The organism is Acinetobacter sp. FY683, from assembly GCF_059515885.1.
Window position 1 is genome coordinate 1 of the sequence record NZ_JCAKNA010000014.1, and the last position, 25,746, is coordinate 25,746.

At 35.9% G+C, this 25,746-nt stretch carries 25 protein-coding genes and 4 tRNA genes; 19 read left to right on the forward strand and 10 right to left on the reverse strand.

All coding sequences use genetic code 11. From position 1 onward, the window contains the following. Positions 1 to 1,553 (reverse strand): alkyl hydroperoxide reductase subunit F (ahpF, locus tag AC5YDH_RS08935; protein ID WP_496118679.1); only part of this gene is annotated, 1,553 nt, incomplete at its 3' end. 274 nt (positions 1,554 to 1,827) lie between these two features. On the opposite strand from ahpF, the gene AC5YDH_RS08940 reads away from it, so the two are divergent. Both AC5YDH_RS08940 and AC5YDH_RS08945 read left to right on the forward strand, forming a co-directional pair. Beyond that, a complete protein-coding gene (locus AC5YDH_RS08940; protein WP_496118681.1) occupies positions 1,828 to 2,049 on the forward strand; it encodes a DUF1653 domain-containing protein in 222 nt (73 codons plus the stop codon). A gap of 69 nt (positions 2,050 to 2,118) precedes the next feature. Beyond that, entirely contained in the window at positions 2,119 to 2,709 is a 591-nt protein-coding gene (locus AC5YDH_RS08945) for an O-methyltransferase (protein WP_496118683.1), read from the forward strand. Positions 2,710 to 2,750: 41 nt separating this feature from the next. Here the strand turns inward: AC5YDH_RS08945 and AC5YDH_RS08950 are convergent, their stop codons facing one another. Next, positions 2,751 to 2,957 (reverse strand): KTSC domain-containing protein, encoded by a 207-nt coding sequence (locus AC5YDH_RS08950; protein ID WP_496118684.1) that lies wholly within the window; start codon positions 2,955 to 2,957, stop codon positions 2,751 to 2,753. Positions 2,958 to 3,166: 209 nt separating this feature from the next. Further along, positions 3,167 to 3,730 (reverse strand): alkyl hydroperoxide reductase subunit C, encoded by a 564-nt coding sequence (gene ahpC / locus AC5YDH_RS08955; RefSeq protein WP_067767636.1) that lies wholly within the window; start codon positions 3,728 to 3,730, stop codon positions 3,167 to 3,169. Positions 3,731 to 4,221: 491 nt separating this feature from the next. Between ahpC and hrpA the strand changes: the two genes are divergently transcribed. From hrpA to AC5YDH_RS09015, 12 genes are all read left to right on the forward strand, one after another. Beyond that, a complete protein-coding gene (gene hrpA / locus AC5YDH_RS08960; RefSeq protein WP_496118778.1) occupies positions 4,222 to 8,073 on the forward strand; it encodes an ATP-dependent RNA helicase HrpA in 3,852 nt (1,283 codons plus the stop codon). A gap of 30 nt (positions 8,074 to 8,103) precedes the next feature. Beyond that, a complete protein-coding gene (locus AC5YDH_RS08965) occupies positions 8,104 to 9,213 on the forward strand; it encodes a beta-ketoacyl-ACP synthase III (RefSeq protein WP_496118686.1) in 1,110 nt (369 codons plus the stop codon). Positions 9,214 to 9,376: 163 nt separating this feature from the next. Next, positions 9,377 to 10,798, forward strand: coding sequence for a cysteine--tRNA ligase (gene cysS, locus AC5YDH_RS08970; protein ID WP_496118688.1), 1,422 nt, complete (start codon positions 9,377 to 9,379; stop codon positions 10,796 to 10,798). Positions 10,799 to 10,860: 62 nt separating this feature from the next. Next, a tRNA-Gly gene (locus AC5YDH_RS08975) sits at positions 10,861 to 10,936 on the forward strand. 199 nt (positions 10,937 to 11,135) lie between these two features. Continuing rightward, on the forward strand, positions 11,136 to 12,113 hold the full coding sequence (locus AC5YDH_RS08980) for a KpsF/GutQ family sugar-phosphate isomerase (RefSeq protein WP_496118689.1): 978 nt from the start codon (positions 11,136 to 11,138) through the stop codon (positions 12,111 to 12,113). 3 nt (positions 12,114 to 12,116) lie between these two features. Further along, positions 12,117 to 12,656, forward strand: coding sequence for a KdsC family phosphatase (locus AC5YDH_RS08985; protein ID WP_496118691.1), 540 nt, complete (start codon positions 12,117 to 12,119; stop codon positions 12,654 to 12,656). A 39-nt stretch (positions 12,657 to 12,695) separates the two neighbouring features. Next, positions 12,696 to 13,241 carry an LPS export ABC transporter periplasmic protein LptC gene (gene lptC, locus AC5YDH_RS08990; protein WP_496118693.1) on the forward strand — a complete coding sequence of 182 codons (546 nt, stop codon included), beginning with the start codon at positions 12,696 to 12,698 and terminating at the stop codon, positions 13,239 to 13,241. Next, positions 13,231 to 13,800, forward strand: a complete 570-nt coding sequence (lptA, locus tag AC5YDH_RS08995) for a lipopolysaccharide transport periplasmic protein LptA (protein WP_496118695.1) — start codon at positions 13,231 to 13,233, stop codon at positions 13,798 to 13,800. Before lptC ends, lptA begins: the two co-directional genes overlap by 11 nt. After that, the gene (lptB, locus tag AC5YDH_RS09000) at positions 13,800 to 14,543 is read left to right on the forward strand and encodes an LPS export ABC transporter ATP-binding protein (RefSeq protein WP_496118697.1); all 744 of its coding nucleotides are present in this window, start codon (positions 13,800 to 13,802) and stop codon (positions 14,541 to 14,543) included. The genes lptA and lptB overlap by 1 nt, the downstream gene beginning before the upstream one ends. 146 nt (positions 14,544 to 14,689) lie before the next feature. Further along, a complete protein-coding gene (locus AC5YDH_RS09005) occupies positions 14,690 to 15,289 on the forward strand; it encodes an IMPACT family protein (protein WP_496118780.1) in 600 nt (199 codons plus the stop codon). Next, on the forward strand, positions 15,282 to 15,899 hold the full coding sequence (locus AC5YDH_RS09010) for a DapH/DapD/GlmU-related protein (protein ID WP_496118699.1): 618 nt from the start codon (positions 15,282 to 15,284) through the stop codon (positions 15,897 to 15,899). The genes AC5YDH_RS09005 and AC5YDH_RS09010 overlap by 8 nt, the downstream gene beginning before the upstream one ends. A gap of 104 nt (positions 15,900 to 16,003) precedes the next feature. Next, positions 16,004 to 16,846: a universal stress protein gene (locus tag AC5YDH_RS09015; protein WP_496118701.1), complete on the forward strand. Its 843-nt coding sequence runs from the start codon at positions 16,004 to 16,006 to the stop codon at positions 16,844 to 16,846. A 156-nt stretch (positions 16,847 to 17,002) separates the two neighbouring features. On the opposite strand, the gene AC5YDH_RS09020 is transcribed toward AC5YDH_RS09015, so the two are convergent. The 4 genes from AC5YDH_RS09020 to AC5YDH_RS09035 form a co-directional block, all read right to left on the reverse strand. Beyond that, positions 17,003 to 17,668 (reverse strand): O-methyltransferase, encoded by a 666-nt coding sequence (locus AC5YDH_RS09020; protein WP_496118703.1) that lies wholly within the window; start codon positions 17,666 to 17,668, stop codon positions 17,003 to 17,005. A 126-nt stretch (positions 17,669 to 17,794) separates the two neighbouring features. Then, on the reverse strand, positions 17,795 to 18,508 hold the full coding sequence (locus AC5YDH_RS09025; protein WP_496118705.1) for a D-Ala-D-Ala carboxypeptidase family metallohydrolase: 714 nt from the start codon (positions 18,506 to 18,508) through the stop codon (positions 17,795 to 17,797). A gap of 133 nt (positions 18,509 to 18,641) precedes the next feature. Then, on the reverse strand, positions 18,642 to 18,965 hold the full coding sequence (gene fdxA, locus AC5YDH_RS09030) for a ferredoxin FdxA (RefSeq protein WP_152873250.1): 324 nt from the start codon (positions 18,963 to 18,965) through the stop codon (positions 18,642 to 18,644). Between the two features lie 215 nt (positions 18,966 to 19,180). Further along, positions 19,181 to 20,053 (reverse strand): ATP-binding protein, encoded by an 873-nt coding sequence (locus AC5YDH_RS09035; RefSeq protein ID WP_496118708.1) that lies wholly within the window; start codon positions 20,051 to 20,053, stop codon positions 19,181 to 19,183. 167 nt (positions 20,054 to 20,220) lie between these two features. Between AC5YDH_RS09035 and AC5YDH_RS09040 the strand changes: the two genes are divergently transcribed. The 5 genes from AC5YDH_RS09040 to AC5YDH_RS09060 all read left to right on the forward strand — a co-directional run bounded on the left by AC5YDH_RS09040 (position 20,221) and on the right by AC5YDH_RS09060 (position 22,956). Then, a complete protein-coding gene (locus tag AC5YDH_RS09040) occupies positions 20,221 to 21,735 on the forward strand; it encodes a DUF3336 domain-containing protein (RefSeq protein WP_496118710.1) in 1,515 nt (504 codons plus the stop codon). Next, entirely contained in the window at positions 21,707 to 22,537 is an 831-nt protein-coding gene (locus AC5YDH_RS09045; RefSeq protein ID WP_496118712.1) for a protein kinase domain-containing protein, read from the forward strand. The genes AC5YDH_RS09040 and AC5YDH_RS09045 overlap by 29 nt, the downstream gene beginning before the upstream one ends. A 107-nt stretch (positions 22,538 to 22,644) precedes the next feature. After that, positions 22,645 to 22,729, forward strand: a tRNA-Leu gene (locus AC5YDH_RS09050). Between the two features lie 33 nt (positions 22,730 to 22,762). Next, positions 22,763 to 22,836: transfer RNA gene (locus tag AC5YDH_RS09055), tRNA-Trp, on the forward strand. A gap of 35 nt (positions 22,837 to 22,871) precedes the next feature. Further along, positions 22,872 to 22,956: transfer RNA gene (locus AC5YDH_RS09060), tRNA-Leu, on the forward strand. 164 nt (positions 22,957 to 23,120) lie between these two features. On the opposite strand, the gene AC5YDH_RS09065 is transcribed toward AC5YDH_RS09060, so the two are convergent. The 3 genes from AC5YDH_RS09065 to AC5YDH_RS09075 all read right to left on the reverse strand — a co-directional run bounded on the left by AC5YDH_RS09065 (position 23,121) and on the right by AC5YDH_RS09075 (position 25,608). Continuing rightward, positions 23,121 to 23,324 (reverse strand): hypothetical protein, encoded by a 204-nt coding sequence (locus AC5YDH_RS09065; protein ID WP_171501329.1) that lies wholly within the window; start codon positions 23,322 to 23,324, stop codon positions 23,121 to 23,123. 374 nt (positions 23,325 to 23,698) lie between these two features. Next, positions 23,699 to 24,430, reverse strand: a complete 732-nt coding sequence (gene gloB / locus AC5YDH_RS09070) for a hydroxyacylglutathione hydrolase (protein WP_496118714.1) — start codon at positions 24,428 to 24,430, stop codon at positions 23,699 to 23,701. 119 nt (positions 24,431 to 24,549) lie between these two features. Then, positions 24,550 to 25,608: an asparaginase gene (locus AC5YDH_RS09075; RefSeq protein ID WP_496118715.1), complete on the reverse strand. Its 1,059-nt coding sequence runs from the start codon at positions 25,606 to 25,608 to the stop codon at positions 24,550 to 24,552. Positions 25,609 to 25,746: the final 138 nt, after the last annotated feature.

The window sequence follows — 25,746 nt, forward strand, 5'->3', positions numbered from 1 at the left end:
CGAATAATATAATCAAAAGCAGATAGAGAAGCTTTAGCACCTTCACCTGTCGCAATGATAATTTGCTTGTAAGGAACAGTTGTACAGTCACCTGCGGCAAATACACCTTTTACATTGGTTTCGTTACGGTCGTTAATTATAATCTCACCACGGTTTGAAAGCTCAACAGCAGTTTCTTTTAAGAAGTCTGTGTTTGGTAACAAACCAATTTGTACAAAGATACCAGCAAGCTCAACCGTTTTAATTTCATCAGTTGCACGGTCTTTGTATTTAAGTGCAGTTACTTGTGAACCATCACCAACCACTTCTGTAGATAACGCATTTTTGATGACTGTTGTGTTTGGCAAGCTGTTCAATTTATCTTGAAGCACTTGGTCAGCACGTAATTTAGTATCAAACTCAACCAATGTTACGTGTTCAACAATACCCGCAAGGTCAATCGCTGCTTCTACACCTGAGTTACCACCACCAATCACAGCAACACGTTTGCCTTTGAATAATGGACCATCACAGTGCGGACAGTAAGCAACACCACGTGTACGGTATTCTTGCTCACCAGGAACATTCATTTCTCTCCAACGTGCACCTGTTGAAAGAATCACTGTTTTAGATTCTAGTTTTGCACCATTCTCTAAAGTGACTTCAACTAAGCCATTTGCTGTTTGATCTGCACCTTTAATGTCAGATACACGTTGTAAGTTCATGATGTCTACACCATATTCACGAACGTGTGCTTCCATTTCAGCAGCAAATTTAGGACCTTGAGTTTTTTGTACTGATGTAAAGTTTTCAATATCCATAGTATCCATCACCTGACCGCCCATGCGTTCAGCGACGATACCTGTACGAATACCTTTACGTGCAGCATAAATTGCAGAAGTGTTACCTGCAGGACCGCCACCAATCACCAATACATCAAATGCTTCTTTTGCATTTAATTTCTCAGCATCTTTTGCAGCAGAATTTGTATCTAACTTCGCAATAATTTCTTCCAAAGTCATACGACCTTGACCAATGTGCTCACCATTTTGGAATAGCATTGGAACTGCCATAATTTTGCGTTCTTCAACTTCGTCTTGGAAGAATGCACCATCAATCATGGTTGCAGTTGTACCTGGATTGTTAATTGCAATTAAGTTAAGCGCTTGAACAACGTCAGGACAGTTATGGCAGCTTAAAGATACAAATACATCGAAGTCAGCAGTTAGGTTTAAACCTCTAATTTGAGCAAGAACTTCATCAGAAACTTTAGGTGCGTAACCTGATACTTGTAACAATGCAAGAATCAAAGAAGTGAACTCATGTCCCATTGGTAAACCAGCAAAGTTTACGCGAGGTTGCTCACCTACTTTAGCAATACCAAAACTTGGCGCACGAGAATTAGTACCGTCAAAACGAGCAGTGACTAAATTAGAAAGTGCAGCAATTTCAGTCACAAGTTCTTTAATTTTGTCTGATTTATCAGAACCATTTAAAGTTGCAACAATTTCAATTGGGCTTTCAAGGCGTTCAAGAAGTGTCTTTAATTGAGCTGAAGTATTTTGGTCTAACATTGCTAACGTCTCCAAAGGAGTAAATATTTATTTGATGAAAGAATCATAGAACAAACAATAAAATAGAGGAAACAGTTTGTTTTTATATATGTGATCGGTTTTTTAGATAATTTGTAAAAATACTAAACTTAATCAGATATATATAACTGTCTATACCAATAGATATTGGGACAAAATGTGAAATTTCAATGAATATTTACGGAAATAAATCAAAATATATATCATAAAAATTGAATCAAGTTATGATATTGAAAACTTGAAATGTGAGGTTATCATGAGCTTAAAAAGAGGAATTTATCAGCACTACAAGGGCAATTTGTATCAGGTCTTTCATGTTGCTACTCATAGTGAAACAGGTGAGAAATTAGTAGTGTATCAATGCCTCTATGGTGATTATTCAATGTGGGTTCGACCATTAGTGATGTTTACTGAAACAATTACAACAGCTGATGATCGTGAAATGGAACGCTTTAAGTTAATCCAGGAAACTGAATAAAAGAGTTTTTATTTTTGCTTGAAGTTGGCGATATATTTTAAAAATTAATTTTATCAACAAGGATGTTTCATGGAGCACAATGTATTTATTCAGGAAGTAGCAAAAATATATCAAGAGTTTAAGCGGTATGATGCCTCACAGTCGAATCGTCTAGCACGTTATCGAAATATAGAGCCTGAATCTGCTGAATTACTGAATATTTTGATACGTAGTAAACAAGCCAAAAATATTCTAGAAATAGGTACATCTACGGGTTATTCAACTTTATGGTTGGCAAATGCAGTAAAAGATATAGATGGTACTGTAACAACATTAGAAATAGATAAAGATAGAACGGCAATTGCTAAGAAAAATGCAGAAAATTTGAAATTGGAAGACTTTATTGATTTTAAAGTAACAGATGCAAAAGCTTATTTGCATGAGTGTAAAGATGAGTTCGATTTTATTTTAGTTGATGCTGAACGCGATGCTTATTGTGATTATTGGTTCGATTTGCAAAGGTTATTAAAAGCCAATGGCGGGTTGATGGTGGTTGATAATGTTATTTCTCATGCAAAGGAAGTTGAAAGTTTTATAGCACATGTAAAACAAAATTCTTTATTTATGAGTACAACCCTAGCTGTTGGTGCAGGACTATTTATAGTGACACGAGTGGCTTAAAATAGATAAAAGAAAAGCCATCTTTAAGATGGCTTTATTATTTATTGCATGGAAACACGTTTAAAATTGAGATCATATTCTAAATATTTGTGAATAAAAGATGTTTTATCACTAGATCGAACTAAATTATTATAAATAAACTCAGGCACTGGGTGAAATAAATCTGCAGATCCATCATTGTAAAAAATTTTTAAATATCTGGATGTTGCATTGTATTTGAAAAAGGTAACCACAATAGTTTTTTCCATAAGCAACCTCATTATTTTCGTATTTATATTATGCGGAGATGGTTTACTTTTTTATCAACTGGGTCATTTATGTATATCATAAATGTGAAATCAATCAATATATAAATGTAAGATTTATATTTATTATTTTTATGATAAAAGGCTGAAAAATGTAATAAAAAACCACGCTAAAAGCGTGGTTTTTTTGAATCAGTTCAATCTAATTTAAATTAGATTTTACCAACTAAGTCGATTGAAGGGGCAAGAGTTGCGTCGCCTTCTTTCCATTTAGCAGGGCAAACTTCACCTGGGTGAGCATGTACGTATTGAGCTGCTTTAACTTTACGAAGAAGTTCAGAAGCATCACGGCCAATACCACCAGCGTTGATTTCAACGATTTGGATTTTGCCTTCAGGATCGATAACGAAAGTACCACGGTCAGCAAGGCCATCAGCTTCGATTAATACGTCAAAGTTTTTAGCAAGAGTCCAGTTAGCATCACCAACCATTACGTATTGGATTTTTTTGATTTCTTCTGAAGAATCGTGCCAAGCTTTATGAGTGAAATGAGTGTCAGTAGAAACTGAGTAGATTTCAACGCCTAATTTTTTGAATTCTTCGTAGTTGTCAGCAAGGTCGCCAAGTTCAGTTGGGCAAACAAAAGTGAAGTCTGCTGGGTAGAAGAATACTACTGACCATTTGCCTTTAAGGTCAGCTTCAGTTACTTCGATGAACTGACCGTTTTGGAATGCAGTTGTTTTAAATGGTTTAACTTCAGTATTAATTAAGCTCATCATTGTCTCCATGATTGAGGTTTGTATTTAATTTCCGATAGATTAACGAATTCTTCTATGTTGCTGAAATAGTATTTTTACATTACAGAAATCGGAAAAACCGAACTAGTAACTTATTTGTTAACTATTTCATGTAATTAAGCGGTTTTGTACATTTATACATTTAAAAAATTAAATAAAAATGACAGCCTACTTTAAAAGTCATTCTTTAATAAACATGATGCCTCAAGAGTTAAAATTCAAGGGCTAAAAGGAAATAAACTTTAAATATCACATATTCGATGATTAATTCATCAAAAATAGAGTCTAATTTGATATTTTGATTAATTAGGTTTAGGTAATGAACATATTTCAAAATAAAAATATTTAGAAATTGCAGTCAAAGTGTTGTTTAGCTTTATCTCTATCCATAGAGCGCTTAGAATACGAAATCCAATTATTTTGAAGGTTAAGCATCTGTGGCAAGTCATTTAAATGTAGATCAACTTGTGATGGCACGTGACCGTCACCGTTTAAATCGACTGAAAAAAGGTAAAGATGCTAACGAAACACAACATCAAGAATTATTTGAAAAATCTAATTTAAAAGTTCGTGAACGTATTGAACGTATTCCAAATATAAGACTAAACCAAGATTTGCCTGTAACTCAATCTGCTGACAAATTGATTGAAGCAATTCAAAAGCATCAAGTGATTATTGTTGCAGGTGAAACAGGTTCGGGTAAAACAACGCAATTACCACAAATTGCGATGCTTGCAGGACGTGGTTTAACGGGTTTAATTGGACATACACAACCACGTCGTTTGGCAGCTCGTAGCGTTTCTCAGCGTATTGCCGAAGAGGTAGGTGAAAAACTTGGGGAATCTATTTCTTTTAAAGTTCGTTTTAATGAACAAGGTTCTCAAGATTCTATTGTCCGTTTAATGACAGATGGTATTTTGCTTGCTGAACTTGCCAATGATCGTTTTTTAACAAAATACGATACGATTATTATTGATGAAGCACATGAGCGTTCACTCAATATCGACTTTATCATGGGTTATTTAAAACAGCTCTTACCACGTCGTAAAGATCTAAAAGTCATTATTACGTCAGCAACATTAGATGTAAATCGCTTCTCGAATTACTTTAATGGTGCACCAATTTTTGAGGTTGAAGGACGTAGTTTTCCTGTTGAATTACGTTATCGTCCAATTTCAGAAATGAGCATTGTAGGTAGCGATGATGATGAGTTTGATGATTTTGAAGAAAATTTGCCTCGTGCTGTTGTTGCAGCAGTAGAAGAGTGTTTTCAAGATGCTCAAGAAAAAGGGCATCCAGAACATGCAGATATTTTAATTTTTGCAAGTACAGAACAAGAAATTCGTGAGCTTCAAGAAACATTACAAAAATTTGGTCCTAGACATACCGAAGTTTTGCCTTTATATGCACGTTTAGCGTTAGCAGAACAGCAAAAAATCTTTAATCCATCGGGTGGTGGAAGACGTATTATTATCGCTACAAACGTGGCTGAAACAGCATTAACTGTACCGAATATTCGTTATGTGATTGATAGCGGTTTTGCGCGTATTTCACGTTATAACTATCGTTCTCGTGTACAGCGTTTACCTATTGAAGCGGTATCGCAAGCATCTGCAAATCAGCGTAAAGGTCGTTGTGGTCGTATTGCACCAGGTGTTTGTATTCGTTTGTATTCGGAAGATGATTTTCAAGGTCGTCCTGAGTTTACAGAACCAGAAATTAAACGAACCAACTTAGCCTCTGTAATTTTGCAAATGCAAAGTTTGGGTTTGGGCACATTCGATGATTTTGATTTTATTGAACCACCAGATCATCGTTTAGTAAATGATGGTCGCAAGCTTTTAATTGAGCTTGGAGCGATGAAAGAGAAGAGTAAAGCCCCTCTTTTAGAAAGAGGGGTTGGGGGAGATTCTCTAACCAAAATTGGTCAGCAAATGGCGAAAATGCCAATTGACCCACGTCTTGCACGAATGATTTTGGGTGGGGCACATTTTGGTGTTTTAAACGAAGTTTTAATTATTGTTGCCGCTTTGGCGGTACAAGATCCGCGTGAACGTCCTGCCGATAAACAAATGCAAGCCGATCAGAAACACGCATTATTTCGTGAAGAAGATTCAGACTTTTTGTTCTACATTAAACTTTGGGAAACCTTAGTTGCTAATCGTGAGATGAGCGAAAATAAACGTCGTACATTTGCACGAAATCATTTTCTGAGTTGGTTACGTTTGCGTGAATGGAAAAAAACGCATGAACAATTGGTCGATTTAGCCAAAGGTTTAAATCTTTCATTTAATGAAAAGAAAGCCAATTATGAAAACTTACATCGCGCGCTGTTAACAGGCTTATTGTCTTTTATTGCGAATAAAACAGATGAGCGAAACGTCTTTATGGCGGTGCGTCAGCAAAAAGCACGAATTTTCCCTGCATCGGCATTACATAAAACCAATACGCCTTGGGTAATGGCTTTTGAGATGGTTGAAACATCTCAAGTTTATATTCGTACGCTTGCAAAAATTGAACCTGAATGGATTTTACTTGCTGCGGGTGATTTGCTCAAACATCATTATTTTGAACCGCATTGGTCTAAAAAATCAGGTGTAGTGAACGCGTATGATCAAATTTCATTGTTTGGTTTAATTATTGAACCTAAGCGAGCAATTAATTATGAAAAAGTAGATCAACCTGCTGCACATGAAATTTTCTTACGTGATGCTTTAACCACAGGGAATTTAGGTATTACACCGCCATTTTTAAAGCACAACTTACTTAAACTGGAAGAAGTAGAGCGTGTTGAAGACAAGTTGCGTCGTCGTGATTTGGTGGTGGATGAAGAAACGATTTATCAATTTTACGCAGCAAAAGTTCCTGCTGAAGTAGCAAGCCGACGTAGTTTTGAAGATTGGCGAGCAACGGTCGAACCGCAAAATCCACGTCATTTATTTGTCGAAGATGATGCACTTTGGATGAATGATCGTCCAACAACACAACAATTCCCTGATTATTTACGTAATGGTGAATTACGTTTGGCGGCAACGTATCGTTTTGACCCAAGTCACGATCAAGATGGTGCGACAGTTAAAATTCCTGTGCAAGCACTTCCGCAAGTAGATGAAGGGATTTGGTCTTGGGGGATTCCAGGTTGGCGTTTAGAGTTGATAGAAGCATTATTAAAAGCTTTGCCTAAAGATAAACGACGTAACTTGGTTCCAATTCCAGATACAGCACGTAAGCTTATGTCGCGTGTGGATGCTATGCATCTAACTCAGCATATTTTTAATTTCTTGGCATTTCAATTACGTGGCGACCAAATTACAGAAAAAGATTTTTCATTTGAACGTGTAGAAGATTATTTATTACCTTTTATTAAAGTGATTGATGATAAAGGTCGTGTCATTGAACAAGGGCGTGATTTATCAGAATTAAAAGCACGTTGCCGAACGGAAACACATAGTCCTGTAAAACAGTTAAAAGGTGAGTTTAAAGCTTTCCCTGAAAGCTTTGTATTTGAAGCATCGCAAAAAGTAACAGGTGTGGTGGTAAAACAATATCAAGCTTTAGTGCCAAGTAAAGATTTTGCTAGTCTTGAACAGAAAGATGAATCGGGCGTGGTGATTCAAACTTTTAATGATCAGTTCGAGGCAATTAAGCAACATCGGGAAGGAATTATTCGCCTTATTTATATGCAATTAGGTGATTTAACGCGACAGCTTAAAAAGCAAATTTCAAAGCCTCTTGCACTAGCTTATTCACCTTTGGGCGATAAAGCGAAACTTGAGCAAATGCTGGTATATGCAACATTACAAATGTCGATTCAATCACTTCCTGTAAATGCTGAAGAATTCCAGAAACTGATTTTAGATGTGAAAAAGAATTTCTTAACGCATGGTCAAACAGCTTTAGGTTTGATGAGTGATATTTATATTCAGTGGCAGGATATTCGTCGAAAATTATTGGTTTTAGATGATTCAATTTTTGGTAAAAATATTGATGATGTTGAAGATCAGCTCGATTTAATGATGTTGTCTAATTTTGTTTATGAAAAATCACCAGATGTTTGGCAAGAATTTCCACGCTATTTGAAGGCTTTGGTACAGCGCTTAGAGCGTTTGCCAAATAACTTAACACGAGATAACGCAGCCATTGTAGAAGTTGATCCTTGGATGGAAAAACTTTTTAAATATAAAAATGATACACGTTTGAAAGAAGTTTACTTTATGGTTGAAGAGTTAAGAATCTCATTATTTGCTCAACCAATGAAGACAAAAATGCCAATTTCTCCAACACGCATACAAAAAGTATGGGATAAGCTTGGAATCAGTTAATATATAGGTAATTTCCAAAAGGAGTTTTACATGGGCATCCGCATTACAGGTACTGGCCTTTATCATCCAGAAGACATTATCACCAATGAAGAATTGGTCGATAGTTTAAATGCTTATGTGGAACGTTATAACGAAGATAACGCTGAAAAAATTGCAGCAGGTGAGCTAGAAGCGCGTCGTGGCTCTAGCGCTGAGTTTATTGAAAAAGCTTCTGGCGTAAAACGTCGCTATGTTGCAGAAAAAACAGGTATCTTAGATATTAATCGTTTACGTCCGAATTTACGTGAACGCTCAAATGATGAGTTATCAATTCAGGCTGAATGGGGCGTAACTGCTGCAAAACAGGCGATGGAAAATGCAGGCGTAACTGCTGAAGATATCGATGTTGTTATTTTATCGTGTTCTAATTTACAGCGTGCATATCCTGCAGTAGCAATTGAAATTCAAACAGCACTTGGCATTCAAGGTTATGCTTATGATATGAACGTTGCATGTTCGGCTGCAACTTTTGGTCTTAAACAAGCTTATGATGCAATTAAGGCAGGTGCACGTCGTGTATTACTTGTGAATGTTGAGATTACATCAGGTCATACAGATTTCCGTTCACGTGATTGTCATTTTATTTTTGGCGATGTCGCAACGGCTTCTATTATTGAAGAAACAGAAAGTAAATCTGGTTTTGAAATATTAGATTTTAGCTTGTTTACGCAATTCTCAAATAACATTCGCAATAATTTTGGTTTCTTAAATCCAAGTGAAATTACGAATGCTGATGACAAGCGTTTCAGTCAAGATGGTCGTAAAGTATTTAAAGAAGTTTGTCCGCTTGTTGCAAAAATGATTTCGGCGCAATTAGTGAAAAATGAAATTGAAGCGACAAATGTTAAACGCTTCTGGTTGCATCAAGCCAATGCAAGCATGAATGAATTAATTTTGAAATTGGTTGTAGGTAAGCAAGTTGCTGAAGCAGATCCTGCACTTGTACCAATTATTCTTGATGAGTTCGCAAATACATCATCTGCTGGGGTAATTATTGCATTACACCGTACAGCGAATGAAGTAAACACAGGTGAATATGGTGTGCTTTGTTCATTTGGCGCAGGTTATTCTGTGGGTTCTGTTTTGGTACAGAAAAAATAAAGCATTTGCTTTAAAATTAGATTGAAAAAGTAAAAATACAAATCCCTGACCTTGGTTGGGGATTTTTTATATATAAAAACATAAAAATATTATTGAGAACTTTATGAAAAATAGTGCTTAGGTTAAGATGAGCCATCATTTATAAAAGCACTTATGAAAACCTATGCAACCATTTGTTCTATACAATTCAGAGCAACGTAAAAAAGTTGAATTTGTTCCACGTAAAGAAGGACATATCGACATGTATGTGTGCGGTATGACAGTTTACGATTACTGTCATATTGGTCATGCTCGTGTAATGGTTGCATTTGACTATATTATTCGCTTCTTACGTAGCCAAGGTTGGAACGTAAAATACGTTCGAAATATCACAGATATTGACGATAAAATCATTAAGCGTGCCAATGAAAATGGCGAAAGCATTACGGCTTTAACAGATCGTTTTATTAAAGCAATGAATGATGATGCTGCTGCTTTAGGCTGTACTGAACCAGATGAAGCACCACGTGCGACAGATTATATCGATCAAATGCAAAATATGATTGGTACGCTTGTTAATAAAGGCACAGCTTATCCATCTGCAAATGGTGATGTGTATTTTGAAGTTGAAAAATTTTCAAAATATGGTCGTTTATCAGGTCGTAAACTTGAAGATATGCAAGCAGGTGCATCTGAGCGTGTAGATGTAGAAGTTGAGAAAAAACATCCGTTTGATTTTGTACTTTGGAAACATGCAAAAGAAAATGAACCGTCTTGGGCTTCACCTTGGGGTAATGGTCGTCCGGGTTGGCATATCGAATGTTCAGCAATGTCGACGTGTTGCTTAGGTAATCATTTTGATATTCATGGTGGCGGTTCAGATTTAACTTTTCCACATCATGAAAATGAAATTGCACAATCAGAAGCAGCAACAGATGAACAATATGTAAACTATTGGATGCATGTGGGTTTCATTAATGTTGATGGCGAAAAAATGTCTAAGTCTTTAGGCAACTTCTTTACCATTCGTGATGTGATGGATAAATTTCATCCTGAAGTGATTCGTTATTTCATTGTATCTTCGCATTATCGTAGCCCTGTAAACTTCTCAGATGCTGTATTAAAAGAAGCGAAAAATACATTGTCACGTTTCTATCATTCATTTAAAGCATATCAACAAACTTATGGTACAGAGGTTGTTGCTGCTTATGATGAAATTTTAGTTGAACGCTTTAATGCTGCAATGCGTGATGATTTCAATACATCAGAAGCAATTGCTGTTTTGTTTGAAATTAATAAAGCATTAAATAGTGCAGTGAAAGAAGAGCAGGCAAATCAGGCTGCTGTTTACTATGCAACTTTACGTCACTTGACCAATATTCTTGGTTTGGTTCAGCACAATGTAGATGACTTCTTGAAATCTGATATTGGTCAAGAAGCTTTAGGTTTATCACCTGAGCAAATTGAAGATTTAATTCAACAACGTGTAGATGCAAAAAAAGCAAAAGAATTTGCTCGAGCAGATGAAATTCGTCAATCATTACTCGATCAAGGTGTAGTTTTAGAAGATACACGTCAGGGCACAATTTGGCGTCGTGCCGATTAATTAAGCAAACAAAATTATAGAGAGTTGACATCAGCATAAAACTCTCTATAATGCACCTCATTGCGGGAATAGCTCAGTTGGTAGAGCATAACCTTGCCAAGGTTGGGGTCGGGAGTTCGAGTCTCCTTTCCCGCTCCAGAATACGAAAAAGCCTTTATCGAAAGATAAAGGCTTTTTTTATGGCGAAATAAAAGTAAATTGAATTTGTAAAATTAAGTTTTCTTATACATTTAGAAACGTTGCCATTGAATAGATATGTTAAAATTGCGAAAATTAAGCATAAATGCAGATGAATGGCTCTTGTAGAGCAAGGTCTTAAAAGTTGAATTCAGAAAACATGCCAAATCAAATTAATTTTCAAAATGTTGCTTTAGAAACATTAAAAATAGAAGAGCATGCCTTACAAGTTCTTGCTTCTCAAATAGATGCGCGTTTTGCACAAGCATGTGAAATTATTTTGCAGTGCAAAGGACGTTTAGTTGTGACGGGTATGGGTAAATCTGGTCATATTGGTCGTAAAATGGCAGCAACTTTTGCCTCAACAGGAACGCCATCCTTTTTTATGCATCCAGGTGAAGCAGGGCATGGCGATTTAGGCATGCTGGTTCGTGGTGATGTTCTGATTGCAATTTCTAACTCTGGTAAGAGCGATGAAATTATGATGCTAGTGCCTTTGGTTAAGCATCTGGGTATTCCTTTAATTACCATTAGTGGTGACAATAAAGGTCCAATGCCACAAAATGCAGATGTTGCACTTACATTAGGCAATATTCAAGAAGCGTGTCCACTTGGTTTAGCACCAACATCAAGCACAACAGCAACATTGGCTTTGGGTGATGCTTTAGCAGTTGCTTTATTGGAAGCTCGTGGTTTTACAGCAGATGACTTTGCGCGCTCACATCCTGCGGGAGCTTTAGGTAAACGTCTACTTTTAGATGTTAAAAACTTGATGCATACAGGCGATGAATTACCAAAAGTATCACCAGATACACCAATGAATAAAGTCTTGTATGAGATTTCTAGTAAGCGTCTTGGTTTAACGACAATTGTTGATGAAAATGATGCTTTGCTTGGTATTTTTACCGATGGTGATTTGCGTAGACTGATTGATCAACAGCAAGGCTTTGATGTGAATTTGAAAGTGTCTGAAGTTATGACAAAAAATCCAATGACCATTGGGCAGAACTCACGTGCAGTCGTTGCTTTAGATAAAATGAATGAAAATAAAATTAATCAATTTGTTGTGGTAGACATAGATAACAAAGTGATTGGTGTAATTGGTATGCATGATTTAATTCAAGCTGGGGTAAAATAAATAATGGCATCATATGTTTTATTAGAACAAGCACGTCATGTTCAGGCTTTGGTTCTAGATGTTGATGGTATTTTAAGTGATGGCTTTGTAACGCTCACGAATACGGGCGATGAAATTAAATCTTTTGATATTCGTGATGGCTTAGGCATGAAGCTTGTGCAACAAGCAGGTGTTAAAGTAATTATTATCACAGGACGTAAAAGCAATATTGTAGAAACACGCATGTCTGCATTAGGTGTAGATTTAGTGTTTCAAGGTCGTGAAGATAAAGGTGTTGCACTCAAAGAAGCATGTGCACAATTTAATTTATTACCTGAAGATTGTTTATACATGGGTGATGATTGGCCAGATTTGTCTGCATTTGCAATTGCAGGAATGAAAGTGACTGTGCCAAATGGACATGTAGAAGTTCGTCGTCGTGCAGATTTAGTCACTCAGGCAATGGGTGGTCGTGGTGCTGTGCGTGAAATTTGCGATATGATTTTAATGTCTAAGGGCGTATACACACAGTTACTCGAAAAATACGCATCTGCTCCACAATAATGTTATATACATTCAAAAGCTTGAGTTGAAATCATACTTATGGATACAAAAAAATTATACGTCGCAGCTTTAATTATTGTAGCTATAAGTAGTGGCTATTATTATTTGGGCGGAAAAGGTAAAAAATTAGATGGCGATTCTTCTAAAAGTATGATCTATTCTGCTGAAGTGATTAATTTGACACAAACTGATGAACAAGGCCTGGTATCTTTAAAAGCGCAAGCCGATCGTTTAGAGCAAGATATGCAAAAGCATACTTCGCATCTAGATAATTTGCATGCGTATACATTTAAGAATGCAAGACCTGATGGCACTTTTTATGCAAAAGTAGCACATTCGTATGATGATAATGCCAAAGTGATTATGTCTGATGAAGTTGTTGCAACACGATTATTGGAAAGTGGTGACAAAATGGTGTTTAAGACGACCGAACTAACGGGTTTTCCGAAAACACAAGAGTTGCAAACAGATAAGCAAATTACCGTTGAATCTCCGCAGGCTAATTTTATTAGTCATGGTATGAAAGCAAACTTTAACAACGGACAGTACGAATTCTTTAATATTCGAGGCACTTATGAACGATAATTCTAAAAGTAATACATTAAAATTTTTAGCTAAAAAATCTTTATTAGCTGCTGGCTTAGCTGTTGCATTTTCAAGTGCGGTTTATGCAATACCTTCAGACCGTCAACAACCACTATCTTTGATTGCAGACCGAGCAACGTTTAATGAAAAAACGGGTGTTACGACGTATTCAGGCAATGTCATTATTGAACAGGGAACAATGAAGCTCCAAGCGAATTCAATTGTGGCTAATTTAGATGCTAGTAGACAAATTAGTTTGATTACTGCAAATGGTGGACCAGCTCGATTCCAACAAAAGCTTGATTCGGCAAAAGGTTTGGCAAAAGGACAAGCACAAAAAATTGTGTATAACGCTCAAACAGGAATTATTACATTAACGGGTAATGCACTTTTAGAACAAGATGGTTCAAGTATTCGTGGTGCAACATTACGATACAGCATGAATAAGGGCGATATTGAAGCAATTGGTACACCAAATGCTTCGGGTTCAGCCAATGGTCGTGTACAAATTGTGATTCCACCAACGGGCTCTAAAACTTTCCCTGGAGCGCGTGATTAATGGATCAAATGCAAAAACAACAAACTTTATGCATTAAGCATTTAGCTAAAAACTATAGTAAGCGTTGGGTTGTGAAAGATGTATCTTTTACAATGAAAAGTGGCGAAATTGTAGGATTACTTGGTCCAAATGGTGCTGGAAAAACAACGAGTTTTTATATGGTTGTTGGTCTTGTGCGTATGGACAAGGGTGAAATTCATTTAGACGATTTAGATTTATCTGATTTAGCAATGCATGAGCGTGCTCAAAAGGGTATTGGTTACTTACCACAAGAAGCTTCTATTTTTAGAAAACTTTCTATTTCTGAAAATATTATGGCAATTCTTGAAACACGCAAAGATTTAAATAAAGAACAGCGTAAAGAGCGTTTAGCTGAATTATTGGCAGATTTTAAAATCACCCACATTAAAGACTCTTTAGGTATGAGTGTATCTGGTGGTGAAAGACGTCGTGCGGAGATTGCACGTGCTTTGGCTGCAGATCCTAAATTTATGCTGTTAGATGAACCTTTTGCTGGGGTAGATCCAATTTCAGTAGGTGATATTAAAGATATTATCAGTACGCTTAAAAACCGTGGAATTGGTGTATTAATTACAGATCATAACGTACGTGAAACACTTGCAATTTGTGAGCGAGCTTATATTGTGAGTGAAGGTTCTGTTATTGCAGAAGGTTCACCTGAAGAGGTGTTATCTAATGAGACTGTACGCCAAGTTTATTTAGGTGATGACTTTAAAGTTTAATCGAAGTGCTGAGTTATTCGATAGCATATAATTTATGCGAGTCTTAATAATACAGCGATAAACCTCTTTTCGAAGAGGTTTTTTTATTGCTAAATTTAAACGTGAAATCACGCTATAATAAGCCAATTGCTTATGTTTTTTCATTTATGCCTTTTACTATAGCCGAACCCGTAGAATTTGAAGAAGATATTAAGAAAAGTCGTTTTCAGGCAATAGCTGTGCCTGTTGAAAATGAACAAGCTGTAAAGGATTTTCTAGAAGCCAATAAAGATCACACCACAACACACCAATGTTGGGCGTGGAAAATTGGTCATGATGTACGATTCAATGATGATGGTGAGCCTTCGGGAACAGCAGGGCGTCCTATACTTGCAACTATAGAAGGAAATGAACTTACTAATGTACTAGTATTGGTGAATCGTTGGTATGGTGGTGTAAAGCTAGGCACAGGTGGATTAGTCCGTGCTTATGGTGGTAGTGCTGGACAATGTTTATTACTTGCTGAAAAAATAGAACTGATTAAAAAGCAAAAAATTTATTTTGAATGTTTATTCAATGAATGGTCAATTTTGCAATATGAATTAAAACAAGGTGATATTGAATACCAAGAAGACTATACAGCCGAAGGTGTGGCTGTAAATGCACTTGTACAAGTTCATCAAATAGAACCTTTAGCAAATAAAATTCAAGATTTAACACGAGGGCGTGAACAACTCAAAATTATTGAGGGGCCATCTGATGACTGATATCGATCCATTATTAAAATATCGTGAACAACACAAACATCGTTTGAATTATATGCCGTGGCTGTATTGGACGCTTAAGCCCAAAAATCGTGTATGGGCAGAGGCATGGCAGAAAGAATATCAAGAATATTTGATGTCTATGGAAACGGTTGAAATAGGTGAAAACTGTTTTATTTCGCCATTAGCCCATATTTTTGCAGAACCTGGTCGTAAAATTATTATAGGTGATAATACCTTTATTGCTGCCGACTGTACTTTGCATGGACCTTTAGAAATAGGTAGTGAAGTTGCAATTAATCATCACTGTATTTTAGATGGTGGGCGAGTGGGGATTAAGTTACATGATCAAGTTCGTATTGCTGCTTATTGCCATTTATATGCTTTTGATCATGGTATGGAGCTTGATGCACCAATTTACCAACAAGCTGTACGTTCACAAGGCATCGAAGTTGGTAAAGATGTGTGGTTGGGTGCACATGTTGGGATCAAAGATGGTGTGAAAATTGCAAATCATGCAGTGGTAGGTATGAACAGTATGGTCACGAAAGATATTGCTGAAAATGAAATTGTCGCTGGGAATCCTGCAAGGTTTATACGTTATAGAAAATAGAGAATACGTTTTAGCTTACATATTTTGATGAAAATTATAAGAAAGATGTGCTAATTTAAAAATAACAACAATGAATTAAAAATGTGGGACATGAGGAGGGCTTTATGAAACGTGTAGTGGCTTGTATTGATTCATCCCCTTGTATTAATGCGTTAGCAGAGGCTGCCGCTTGGATTGCTAAGAAAACCAACCGAGAGTTGGTGCTTTTACAAGTTCTCGATTATTACCCAGCAAGTTATCATTTGGGGGAAATTAGCGGTGTGATTGGTTTTGAAAGTAATGCAATGCTTTTAAAGGAGCTTGCTGAACTTGAACAAAAGCAAAGTGAATTAGCACTCGATTATAGTAATAATTTGCTTAATCATATTTCAGAATTAATTCAAGAAAAACACGGTATTGTTCCTATACGAATACAAGAAAAAGGTGATTTTTTAGAGCAAAGTTTTAATGTTCTTCAAGAAGATGATATCGCGCTGATTGGGCGTTTAGGTGAACGTTCTGCTGAGCGTAAAAAGCCAATAGGCAGCAATGTTGAAAACTTTATTCGAGGTGCAAATTGTACCGTAATGACTGTAGGCGAAACCTTTAAGCCACCAACACGATTTATTTTTGCTTATGAATACTCGCCGACTTGTGTGAAGATGATGCATCGAATTGCGAAAAGCGATTTACTCAGAATTTTACAATGCCACTTATTATATGTAGGCGATCATCCTGAAGTGCTCAAAGACCCTGAGCAGTTTTTGAAACAAGCTGGATTAGATGTGGTTACGGAATATCGATATGGTGATGTTTCTGAGAATATTCTAGGATATCAAAAGGAACATGGTATCCAACTTATTTTGTTGGGTGCTTTTAGCCACAGTAAAATTAAGCAATTCTTTTTGGGAAGTATTACAACAGCCATTTTTAGAAATTCAACAGTACCGTTAATGGTTGTAAAATAATGTCGTATAAACTGTTTAGAGTAGTTAATCTAAACTGAGTTAATTCTGTCCATAGTTATCCTCATTTATTGTGGATAACTATATGGACAGTGTATGTAACTATATAAAAAATAAAAAATAAAAAACTAAGGTTGTTTTTTGTTCTGTGTTAAAAGATTATTTAACAATAGCAAGAGCAAAGCCGTCATGTCCTTTACTACCCACTGTTTGAAGCGCCGTACAAGATAAAATTTTAGGATGATTTTGCATCGCTTTAAACATATCTCGAATACCTTCAATACTTGGTTTTTTATTTTCAGGATTTAGGATTTCACCTGCACGAATCACGTTATCTAAAAAGATAATAGTGCCTGAATGTGAAAGATTTAAGCTTAATTCTAAATATTCAGGGTAGCTTTGTTTATCTGCATCAATAAATATGAAATCGAATGGTTCTGTATCTTCAGGAAGCGCACGTAAAATATCAGCAGCACGACCACACTTCAAGTCAACAGTGGGTTTTAGCTTAGCATTATCGATGTTTTCTTGACCTAAAGCAGCATGTGTATCACGACCCTCCATTGTTAAGATGTAGCCATCTTCAGGAAGCGCACGTGCCAGCCACATTGTGCTATAGGCAGCAAAAGTTCCAAGCTCAAGTACACGTTTGCAATTGTTCATTTGAATTAACATTTGCAATAGCATGCCTTGGTTTGCCGCAACAGCTAAATGATCTGGAAAACCTTTATCATCAGTGTTCTTTAAAGTCTGAGTCAAAATAGGATCTTCAGGAATTAAATGTGACTCGATATAGCTATCAATTTCTGTCCACATTTGTTGCATAGTTCATTTACCTTTGTTGCGTTGCGTGCATTTTATACCTTTATGCTCAGACTGCAATTTTAAAAGTTAAAAATAAATTGTAGCGATAAAAAAAGAGGTCTATAGACCTCTTTTTAAGATTTTAATTTAATAATTACACATTGAGGAGCTACGAGATAAATTGGGTCCCCAGGTACGGAAACCTTGAGAGTCAATATGAATTTGACCTGATGAATATAAGCCTAACCCCATATTTAAGCTGCTGCCGTACTGTGACCAGAATTGGCAAAGTCTGAATTTAGTATATTCAATATAAGCATAATCTTCAGGTTGTGGAACAGCAGGACCAATACGGAAATCAATTGCAGAATTGAATAGATGGCGTGATGAGCTTGCACCACCAGCACATTGATTTAAAGCTAAGTCTCGGTATACAGATGTCACAGTAAAGTCTGTAAGTACCTTTGAGGCAATAAGGTATTTAAAGATTCGTAAAGTAGGGACTTGATTTGCCCATAATTCACGATTTGGAACCATATATTCAGAACGACCACATTTTTGCCAATCACGAGCTGTACGTAATAATTCATAGCTAGGAATAATATTACCGACATCATTTTTTTCTAAGAATATTTCATAATCTCGGATTTGTTTTAAGTTGTCGCTTACAGCTGTCCAAGAGTTATAGGTATAAGGAATAACTTTAGGAGGAACTTTTCGATCAAAGGTTACATTTTCTTGAGGGATGAAAATTCTTTTACCCGGCTGAGATGTGGAACCTTGATTGGGATTAGATGAACATCCAATCATGATAAGTGGGATACAACTAAACGAAAGCAATGCTTTCAAAAAATGCTTCATTATTTAAATCAGAAGTTTATTAAAATCAGAAATATAATAATCTAAAAATTGAGAATTATTTATAAAATATTGAAATGAAATGTGTATTTTGTGGATAAAAAAAGATCAGCATGTGCTGATCTTTTTTTTAATCTTATTTTTCAAGATATTGTAATTTATCTTCTTTACCATTCCACTCTTCACGGTCAGCTGGTTGGTCGCCGATTTGAGTGATATTTGGCCATGTTTGAGACAGCTCTGCATTGAGCTCAATAAAGACTTCTTGACCCGCAGGCAATTCATCTTCAGAGAAAATTGCATTTGCAGGGCACTCAGGTTCACATAGTGCACAGTCAATACATTCATCTGGATTGATTACAAGGAAGTTTGGACCTTCGTAGAAACAATCAACAGGACAAACTTCAACGCAGTCTTGATACTTACATTTAATACAATTTTCTGTGACAACAAATGTCATGGCGACGGCTACCTAAAAAATTTGGTCTAATAACTAATGACGTATTTTAGGCAAAAACACATCAAACAAACAATTCCTTTTATTGATATTTATTATTTAAATCTATGAAAAGGGGAAATGATATGATTTTTCTTGATAAATGATAATTAATATCACTTAGCGATGTGTCTTTGTAAGACATATAAAGCTCTATATCGCTAAGTGAATTTTAAAACTTAGCTATTTTTTAGTTGTTGTGAACCAATCCAGTGTTTTGAAAATTGGTAAGCTGCTCGTCCTGAACGTTGACCTCGAGATTGACACCATCTTAAAGCTTCAGCATGTACGTCATTATTCATTTCTATGTTGGCTTTATTCAGATAACTTTCAACAATTTCTAGGTATAAGTTCTGATCCATAGGGTAAAAAGAAAGCCACAAACCAAAACGATCAGATAACGAAATTTTTTCTTCAATCGCTTCTTGAGGATGCAATTCTTTGTGTTGAGGCACATCTGCTCGCATGATAGGTGTGTTTTCATGCATAAATTCAGGTAATAAATGACGACGGTTACTGGTCGCATAAATAATAAAATTACCTGAGCCTGATTGTAATGAGCCATCTAATACACTTTTTAAACTACGATAATTTTCATCTTCTGCATTAAAAGCAAGATCATCACAATAGACAATAAATTTTTCAGGTCGATCTTTAATCATGTCTTGAATGAGTGGTAAATCAGATAAATCATCACGTTCAATTTCAATAAGTCTTAAGCCATGAGATTCATATTCTGTGAGTAGGGCACGTACAATTGATGATTTCCCTGTACCACGAGAGCCTGTTAAAAGAACGTCATTGGCAGGTAAGCCTTTTAAAAACTGTAAAGTGTTTTGAATGACCTTTTCTTTTTGGCGTTCAATGCCTTTTAAATCTTCTAAGTGTATTTTTTTTGCTTGTTGAATGGGTTTGAGTTGTTTGTTTTGCCATTTATATGCAGAAGTAGAAAAATCGGTGTTGTTGCGAAGTTCGGGTAAAATTTGTTGCACTTGTTGAAGTACAGTGGTCATTAACTTAAGAATATTTTCGGGTAAATCGATTAGTGCCATGATTTTTCAGCTTATATGTCCATATAGAAAAGGCAAAATGTTGCTTAAATGAATGTATACCAAACATTCGAGTGTTGCCAAGTAAAACACGTTTTAATTATTGAACTATTGATAGAAGTTCTGCATAGTTCAAATGTATGGATAATAAATAACAGCAGAGGGACATAATGTTGTTTAAAGATTTTGGAAATAGCATGAATCCACACCAATCTAAGCGAATTAAAACATTAAAAAAACAAATAGAAACGGCTGAGTCTTATGAAGAGTGGAAAGATTTAGCACTTAAAATAGATGAGGAAACAGGCGCACAAGCTTGGAAATATGACAATTCATCCCCTTATTTTGATGCTGAAACTATTGCACATCGTTTAATTCTATTGCGTCGTTATCGGTCGCAAAATCGTATTCCAGATTTAATGCATATATTACGTGAAGGATTAACTTACGATATTGCCAATATCGCACACCCCTTGCTGTTTACAGCCACCATGGTTGGAACAAAACAAATTATTGAAGATTATGTTGCCGAGGTAAGCAATAGTTTGGCTTTTGTGGCATCTGACCAATGCCAAACGATGAGTCACGAACAGAAAATTACGTTTTTTCAATCGTGTCAAAAAGCTTATGGTCAGCCTGCATTGATGTTTTCTGGTGGAGCGACTTTGGGTTTGTTTCATACAGGAGTATGCAAGGCATTACTTGAGCAAGACCTTATGCCCAAAGTTATGTCGGGTTCAAGTGCTGGGGCGATTATGGCGGCTATGCTTGGTGTTGCAAAACCATCAGACATGCAACATATTTTAAATGGCGATAGCTTTTTTAATGAGGCATTTAAATTTAGAGATTGGCGTGAAATTATAAAAGGGAATGGTGGTCTTGCAGATGTTAAGTTTTTAAAACAGTTTTTAAAGGCAAATTTAGGTGACTTAACTTTTGCAGAAGCGTATGAACAATCGGGCTTACACATAAATGTTGCTGTTGCACCTTATGATGCCTCCCAAGATGCGCGTATTATGAATACCTATACATCACCTGATTTGTTGGTTTGGAGTGCTGTATTGGCTTCTTGTGCTGTTCCTGTGTTATTTCCACCTGTACGTTTAACCAGTAAACGTCAAGATGGTAAATATACGCCTTATATGGCAACAACTACTTGGGTCGATGGCAGTGTGCGTAGTGACTTTCCGCAAGAGAAAATGGCACGCCTATATAACTTAAATTACACTATTGCTAGTCAAGTAAATCTGCATGTTGTCCCATTTATGCAAAGCGATGAAGATCGCTTTCGCAAAGATATGCTGAGTTGGCCTGAGCGCATTGTTCGTCGCCAAGGAAAGGTTATTTCTAGAGGGATGATGGATTTTGCTCGCGAACGTGTAGGAAGTGTTCCTGCGGTTAGGCGCTTACTTGATCATGGCTATGGAGTAATAGATCAGCGTTATTATGGCGATGTAAATATCGTAGGGCATTTTAATTTACGCCATTATAGTTATATGCTACAAAATCCTAAAGAACATCTATTTAAAATGTTGCAACGTGAAGGCGAGCGCGCAACATGGCCAAAAATATCTTCAATTGAAGTTCATGCACGTGTGGGTAAAACTATTCAGCACTGCTTGGAGCTTCTTATTTATCAGAAAGATAAAACTCAACATGCAGGCTCCCAATTTATTCAAATTTAGTATTGATGATTTTTGTACTAAAAAACTGAGATGTGCAACAAAGCCCCAAAGTCTGGCTTTAGGGCGCCGTGTATTTTATTTTCTTGAAGATCAACAACAATATTGGTTGAAAACGCATACTTTACAAATGAATGGAGCGCTAGAAGCGGCTTTTCAGTCTGAGCTAGATTTTTATTTAGCTTTAACCCAAGAGCAAGCTCAAAAGATTACATTGCCTTTTCAAGTATTGAATCATTCAAAATTAATCGATGATTTTCAGCTAGCGATGCCACTACTTATTTTACCGCATGCGAAAAGTTTATTTGCAGAAAGTCCGTATACGCTTACTACTGAACAAATTAAACATAAAATGATTCAGGCACTTTCGGTATTAGAAAATTTGCATGAAGCAGGGTGGGTGCATGCAGATTTAAAAAAGGAGCATTTTGTTGAGTATGCAAAAACAGTAAAACTTATTGATTTTGAGCAAAGCATAAAAATGAAAGATATTGCAAAAAATACAACTTTAACTGCAACACCACGTTATATGGCACCTGAATTATTTCATGCAGAAGTAAAAAGCATTGCAAGTGATATTTATGCTTTAGGTATTATTTTTTATGAATGGTTAAAACAAGAGCGATTTTTAGCAAGAAGTTATTATGACTGGGCTATTTTACATTGCCAAAAGTTAGAAATTGAATTGCCCGATAGATATTTATGTTTCAAAAGGATCTTAAAAGTCATGCTAAATAAGCAAAAACAACATAGATTGACTGATATTTCAGCATTAAAAAAGTACTTAATTATTGAAAATGTATAAGAAAAAATCAAAAAATAGCGTTTTGTTTTTTATTTAAACAAACGATGTGTTTTTTAATAAAAAGGGCTTGTCATCATCAAGTGATCTCTATAATATACACAGCCATTGGGGACGTGGCGAAATTGGTAGACGCACTGGATTTAGGTTCCAGCGCCGCAAGGTGTGAGAGTTCGAGTCTCTCCGTCCCCACCAATAATTACTGAGTGATCTTGGTAATTAGGCAATAGAGGATTGGTGTAATGGTAGCATGACGGTCTCCAAAACCGTTCGTCAAGGTTCGAGTCCTTGATCCTCTGCCAACTTAAAATCTAACATTATGTTAGTACCCTATGATGGGGACGTGGCGAAATTGGTAGACGCACTGGATTTAGGTTCCAGCGCCGCAAGGTGTGAGAGTTCGAGTCTCTCCGTCCCCACCATCATAATTAAAGCAAGGCATTGTCCTTGCTTTTTTATTGCTTGAAATTTAACAAATATAAATAAGTAGTATTTCTTAGGCATAAAAATGCCCATTAAAAAATGGGCACATGAAAATCCATTTTCACTTTTTCGTGTGAAGATTCAGTTTTAATTTGAAAAAAAATTAAGCCTTTAAATGATCTTCAAACTCTTCGCCAAGCTGAACAGCAAGGGCGTTACCTGCAAGTTCACAGGTGACTAAACCATATTCTTTTTTGAAGCTAAATGTAAAACCACGATTATCTGTTAAATTTTTTACTGAATATCCTAACTTTTCCAACCAAATACGAAATGCGATTAAATTTTTTGCCTTAACTACTTTTTTCACGAGAAAGCTCCTTGTTTATCCCTAAATATATTAATAGGGATGGATAAATCTTTTTAAAGGATAGAATTAAATAAAAATGAATTATGTTGATTTTTTATTTTCCATATTTCGTGAAAAATATTGATAATGTAGGGTTTTTTTAGTTTTTATTTTTATTAAATTATTGAAAAATAAAAAATAAATATTTTTTTAAATGGTTGGAATTGTTTTTATCTGATGTTAAAACATGTAAGCTTGAAATATTTTGTAAATATTCAACAATAGCTCATGCAGAACGTTGCGCTTTTATTTATATGTGAATTTTATTGTAATTATTGAGTGAGACAATAGGTTTGCTTGATACGTCAGTAAATACATATCAAGCTTTGATTAAATTAAAAATTGTTTTTTAACTCTCGAAGTTTTTGAAATTCTTGAACGTTATTTACACGTAAAAAAGGATTTGTTTTTAGTTCTAAGCTTATTGTGCTTGGTAGTGTGCATTGGTTTAGCAGACGTAAGTTTTCTACTTCATTTGCACGCTGAATAATATCTAGATTATTTGGCTCTACATGTAAGGCAAATTTTGCATTGGAAAGAGTGTATTCGTGAGTGCAGTATACTTTTGTACGGGGAGGGAGTGCAGCAAGTCGATTGAGCGAATGGTACATTTGTTCAAATGTACCTTCAAAAACACGTCCACAACCCATTGCAAATAGTGTGTCACCACAGAATAGTGTGTCTAAAGCATCAATAAAATACACAATATGCCCAAGTGTGTGCCCAGGAACGCCAATGACATTAATATTTAGATCGTGAAATTGAAAATTATTTTCATGTGATAGTGGGTGGTTGATGAATGGAATTTTTTTAAGTTCATCAGTCGGACCATATATGGGGATGTTTCTGTTTTTGATGAGATCGGGTACACCACCAATATGATCTTTATGCCAGTGCGTGAGCCATATTTGCGCTAAGTTAAATTGATGTTCTATGCAAAAATCTTCGACCAGTTTTGCATCTGTAGGATCTACGCAAATTACGTCATTTGACGGTGTATGTTCAATTAACCATATATAGTTCTGAAGCTGGTTTTTAACGTCAATAACATGAACTTTATAGGTCATACCTACTCACCAAAATTTAATTGAATGTTAATGTTCATATTACATATTTCCGAAAGGGATGTGTATTAAAAAAATGCGCCATATTGGGCGCATTTTTCATTTAATTTTAATGTGTTAGATTAATATTCCCAGAACATGCGTTGCATTTCTTTTGCATCTTTGGTTTTTGTTAAAGCTAAAGCAGCAAGGATTCTTGCTTTCTGAGGATTTAAGTCGTGTGCAACAACCCATCCATATTTGTCATCTGGTTGTTCTGCATTGCGTAAAACAAAGCCTTGCGGTACACGAGATGAGCGAACAATTTGTACACCTTCTGCTTGTAATTGATTAAGTGTAGGTACAAGGTATTTTGCTACTGAGCCATTACCTGTACCTGCATGAATAATCGCTTTAGCACCTGCTTTTTGGTAAGCAAGATAAGCATCTGGCAACATATTTGTTGAACCATAAACAATTTGTACAAGTGGTAAAGCATCACCTTTGATATTTTCAATATTGAACTCTGATGAGTTATTGAAGCGTTTTGCGACATTGCGGAACCAATATGGTTTGCCTTCAACAATTGTACCTAGTGCTCCCCATTGGCTTTGGAAGGCATTGGTATGAATGTTAATGGTTTTTGATACATCTCGTGCAGCAAAAATGCTGTCATTCATGAGAATCATGACCCCTTTACCTTTGGCACTATCTGATGCTGCAAGAGCTACTGCACTGTAAAGGTTGAGTGGGCCATCTGCTGAGAGTGCTGAAGGTGGACGCATAGATGCAACAAGTACAATAGGCTTATCTGTTTTAACAACAAGACTAAGGAAGAATGCAGTTTCTTCAACTGTATCTGTACCATGTGTAATTACAACGCCATTTACAGATGGTTTTTTCACTAAGTCATTTACTTGACGTGCAATGCTTAGAAGTTCTTTATCTGTAATGCTTTCAGATGCAATTTGTAGTGCTTGAATACCTGTGACATTGGCTAAGTTTTGAATTTGTGGAACGGCATTTAATAAATCGTCTACAGGGACTTTAGCAGCAGTGTAGGTTGCACTATTGGTTGAGCTTGCACCTGCACCCGCAATGGTACCGCCTGTTGCAACAACGACAACATTATTTTTAGCAAAAGATGAAATTGGAATAATTAAGCTAAGAGAAAGAGCTAACGTGGTTAATGTTTTTTTCATTACATTTCCTTATTTGTTGTCATTTATAAAACATCCTGAATGTTTAATTTAACTAAAGAAAACTGCTCAGGATATAGTCAAAACGAAATATCAAAGTGCAAAGCATCATTTAAAATGATGAATGTTGATATCAAAGGT

What these genes read in the sequence shown, in the direction of transcription:
- AC5YDH_RS08940 (WP_496118681.1), top strand. Translation starts at nt 1,828, where the DNA reads ATGAGCTTAAAAAGAGGAATTTATCAGCACTACAAGGGCAATTTGTAT.
- AC5YDH_RS08945 (WP_496118683.1), top strand. Translation starts at nt 2,119, where the DNA reads ATGGAGCACAATGTATTTATTCAGGAAGTAGCAAAAATATATCAAGAG.
- AC5YDH_RS08950 (WP_496118684.1), bottom strand. Translation starts at nt 2,957, where the DNA reads ATGGAAAAAACTATTGTGGTTACCTTTTTCAAATACAATGCAACATCC.
- ahpC (WP_067767636.1), bottom strand. Translation starts at nt 3,730, where the DNA reads ATGAGCTTAATTAATACTGAAGTTAAACCATTTAAAACAACTGCATTC.
- hrpA (WP_496118778.1), top strand. Translation starts at nt 4,222, where the DNA reads ATGGCACGTGACCGTCACCGTTTAAATCGACTGAAAAAAGGTAAAGAT.
- AC5YDH_RS08965 (WP_496118686.1), top strand. Translation starts at nt 8,104, where the DNA reads ATGGGCATCCGCATTACAGGTACTGGCCTTTATCATCCAGAAGACATT.
- cysS (WP_496118688.1), top strand. Translation starts at nt 9,377, where the DNA reads ATGCAACCATTTGTTCTATACAATTCAGAGCAACGTAAAAAAGTTGAA.
- AC5YDH_RS08980 (WP_496118689.1), top strand. Translation starts at nt 11,136, where the DNA reads ATGCCAAATCAAATTAATTTTCAAAATGTTGCTTTAGAAACATTAAAA.
- AC5YDH_RS08985 (WP_496118691.1), top strand. Translation starts at nt 12,117, where the DNA reads ATGGCATCATATGTTTTATTAGAACAAGCACGTCATGTTCAGGCTTTG.
- lptC (WP_496118693.1), top strand. Translation starts at nt 12,696, where the DNA reads ATGGATACAAAAAAATTATACGTCGCAGCTTTAATTATTGTAGCTATA.
- lptA (WP_496118695.1), top strand. Translation starts at nt 13,231, where the DNA reads ATGAACGATAATTCTAAAAGTAATACATTAAAATTTTTAGCTAAAAAA.
- lptB (WP_496118697.1), top strand. Translation starts at nt 13,800, where the DNA reads ATGGATCAAATGCAAAAACAACAAACTTTATGCATTAAGCATTTAGCT.
- AC5YDH_RS09005 (WP_496118780.1), top strand. Translation starts at nt 14,690, where the DNA reads ATGCCTTTTACTATAGCCGAACCCGTAGAATTTGAAGAAGATATTAAG.
- AC5YDH_RS09010 (WP_496118699.1), top strand. Translation starts at nt 15,282, where the DNA reads ATGACTGATATCGATCCATTATTAAAATATCGTGAACAACACAAACAT.
- AC5YDH_RS09015 (WP_496118701.1), top strand. Translation starts at nt 16,004, where the DNA reads ATGAAACGTGTAGTGGCTTGTATTGATTCATCCCCTTGTATTAATGCG.
- AC5YDH_RS09020 (WP_496118703.1), bottom strand. Translation starts at nt 17,668, where the DNA reads ATGCAACAAATGTGGACAGAAATTGATAGCTATATCGAGTCACATTTA.
- AC5YDH_RS09025 (WP_496118705.1), bottom strand. Translation starts at nt 18,508, where the DNA reads ATGAAGCATTTTTTGAAAGCATTGCTTTCGTTTAGTTGTATCCCACTT.
- fdxA (WP_152873250.1), bottom strand. Translation starts at nt 18,965, where the DNA reads ATGACATTTGTTGTCACAGAAAATTGTATTAAATGTAAGTATCAAGAC.
- AC5YDH_RS09035 (WP_496118708.1), bottom strand. Translation starts at nt 20,053, where the DNA reads ATGGCACTAATCGATTTACCCGAAAATATTCTTAAGTTAATGACCACT.
- AC5YDH_RS09040 (WP_496118710.1), top strand. Translation starts at nt 20,221, where the DNA reads ATGTTGTTTAAAGATTTTGGAAATAGCATGAATCCACACCAATCTAAG.
- AC5YDH_RS09045 (WP_496118712.1), top strand. Translation starts at nt 21,707, where the DNA reads ATGCAGGCTCCCAATTTATTCAAATTTAGTATTGATGATTTTTGTACT.
- gloB (WP_496118714.1), bottom strand. Translation starts at nt 24,430, where the DNA reads ATGACCTATAAAGTTCATGTTATTGACGTTAAAAACCAGCTTCAGAAC.
- AC5YDH_RS09075 (WP_496118715.1), bottom strand. Translation starts at nt 25,608, where the DNA reads ATGAAAAAAACATTAACCACGTTAGCTCTTTCTCTTAGCTTAATTATT.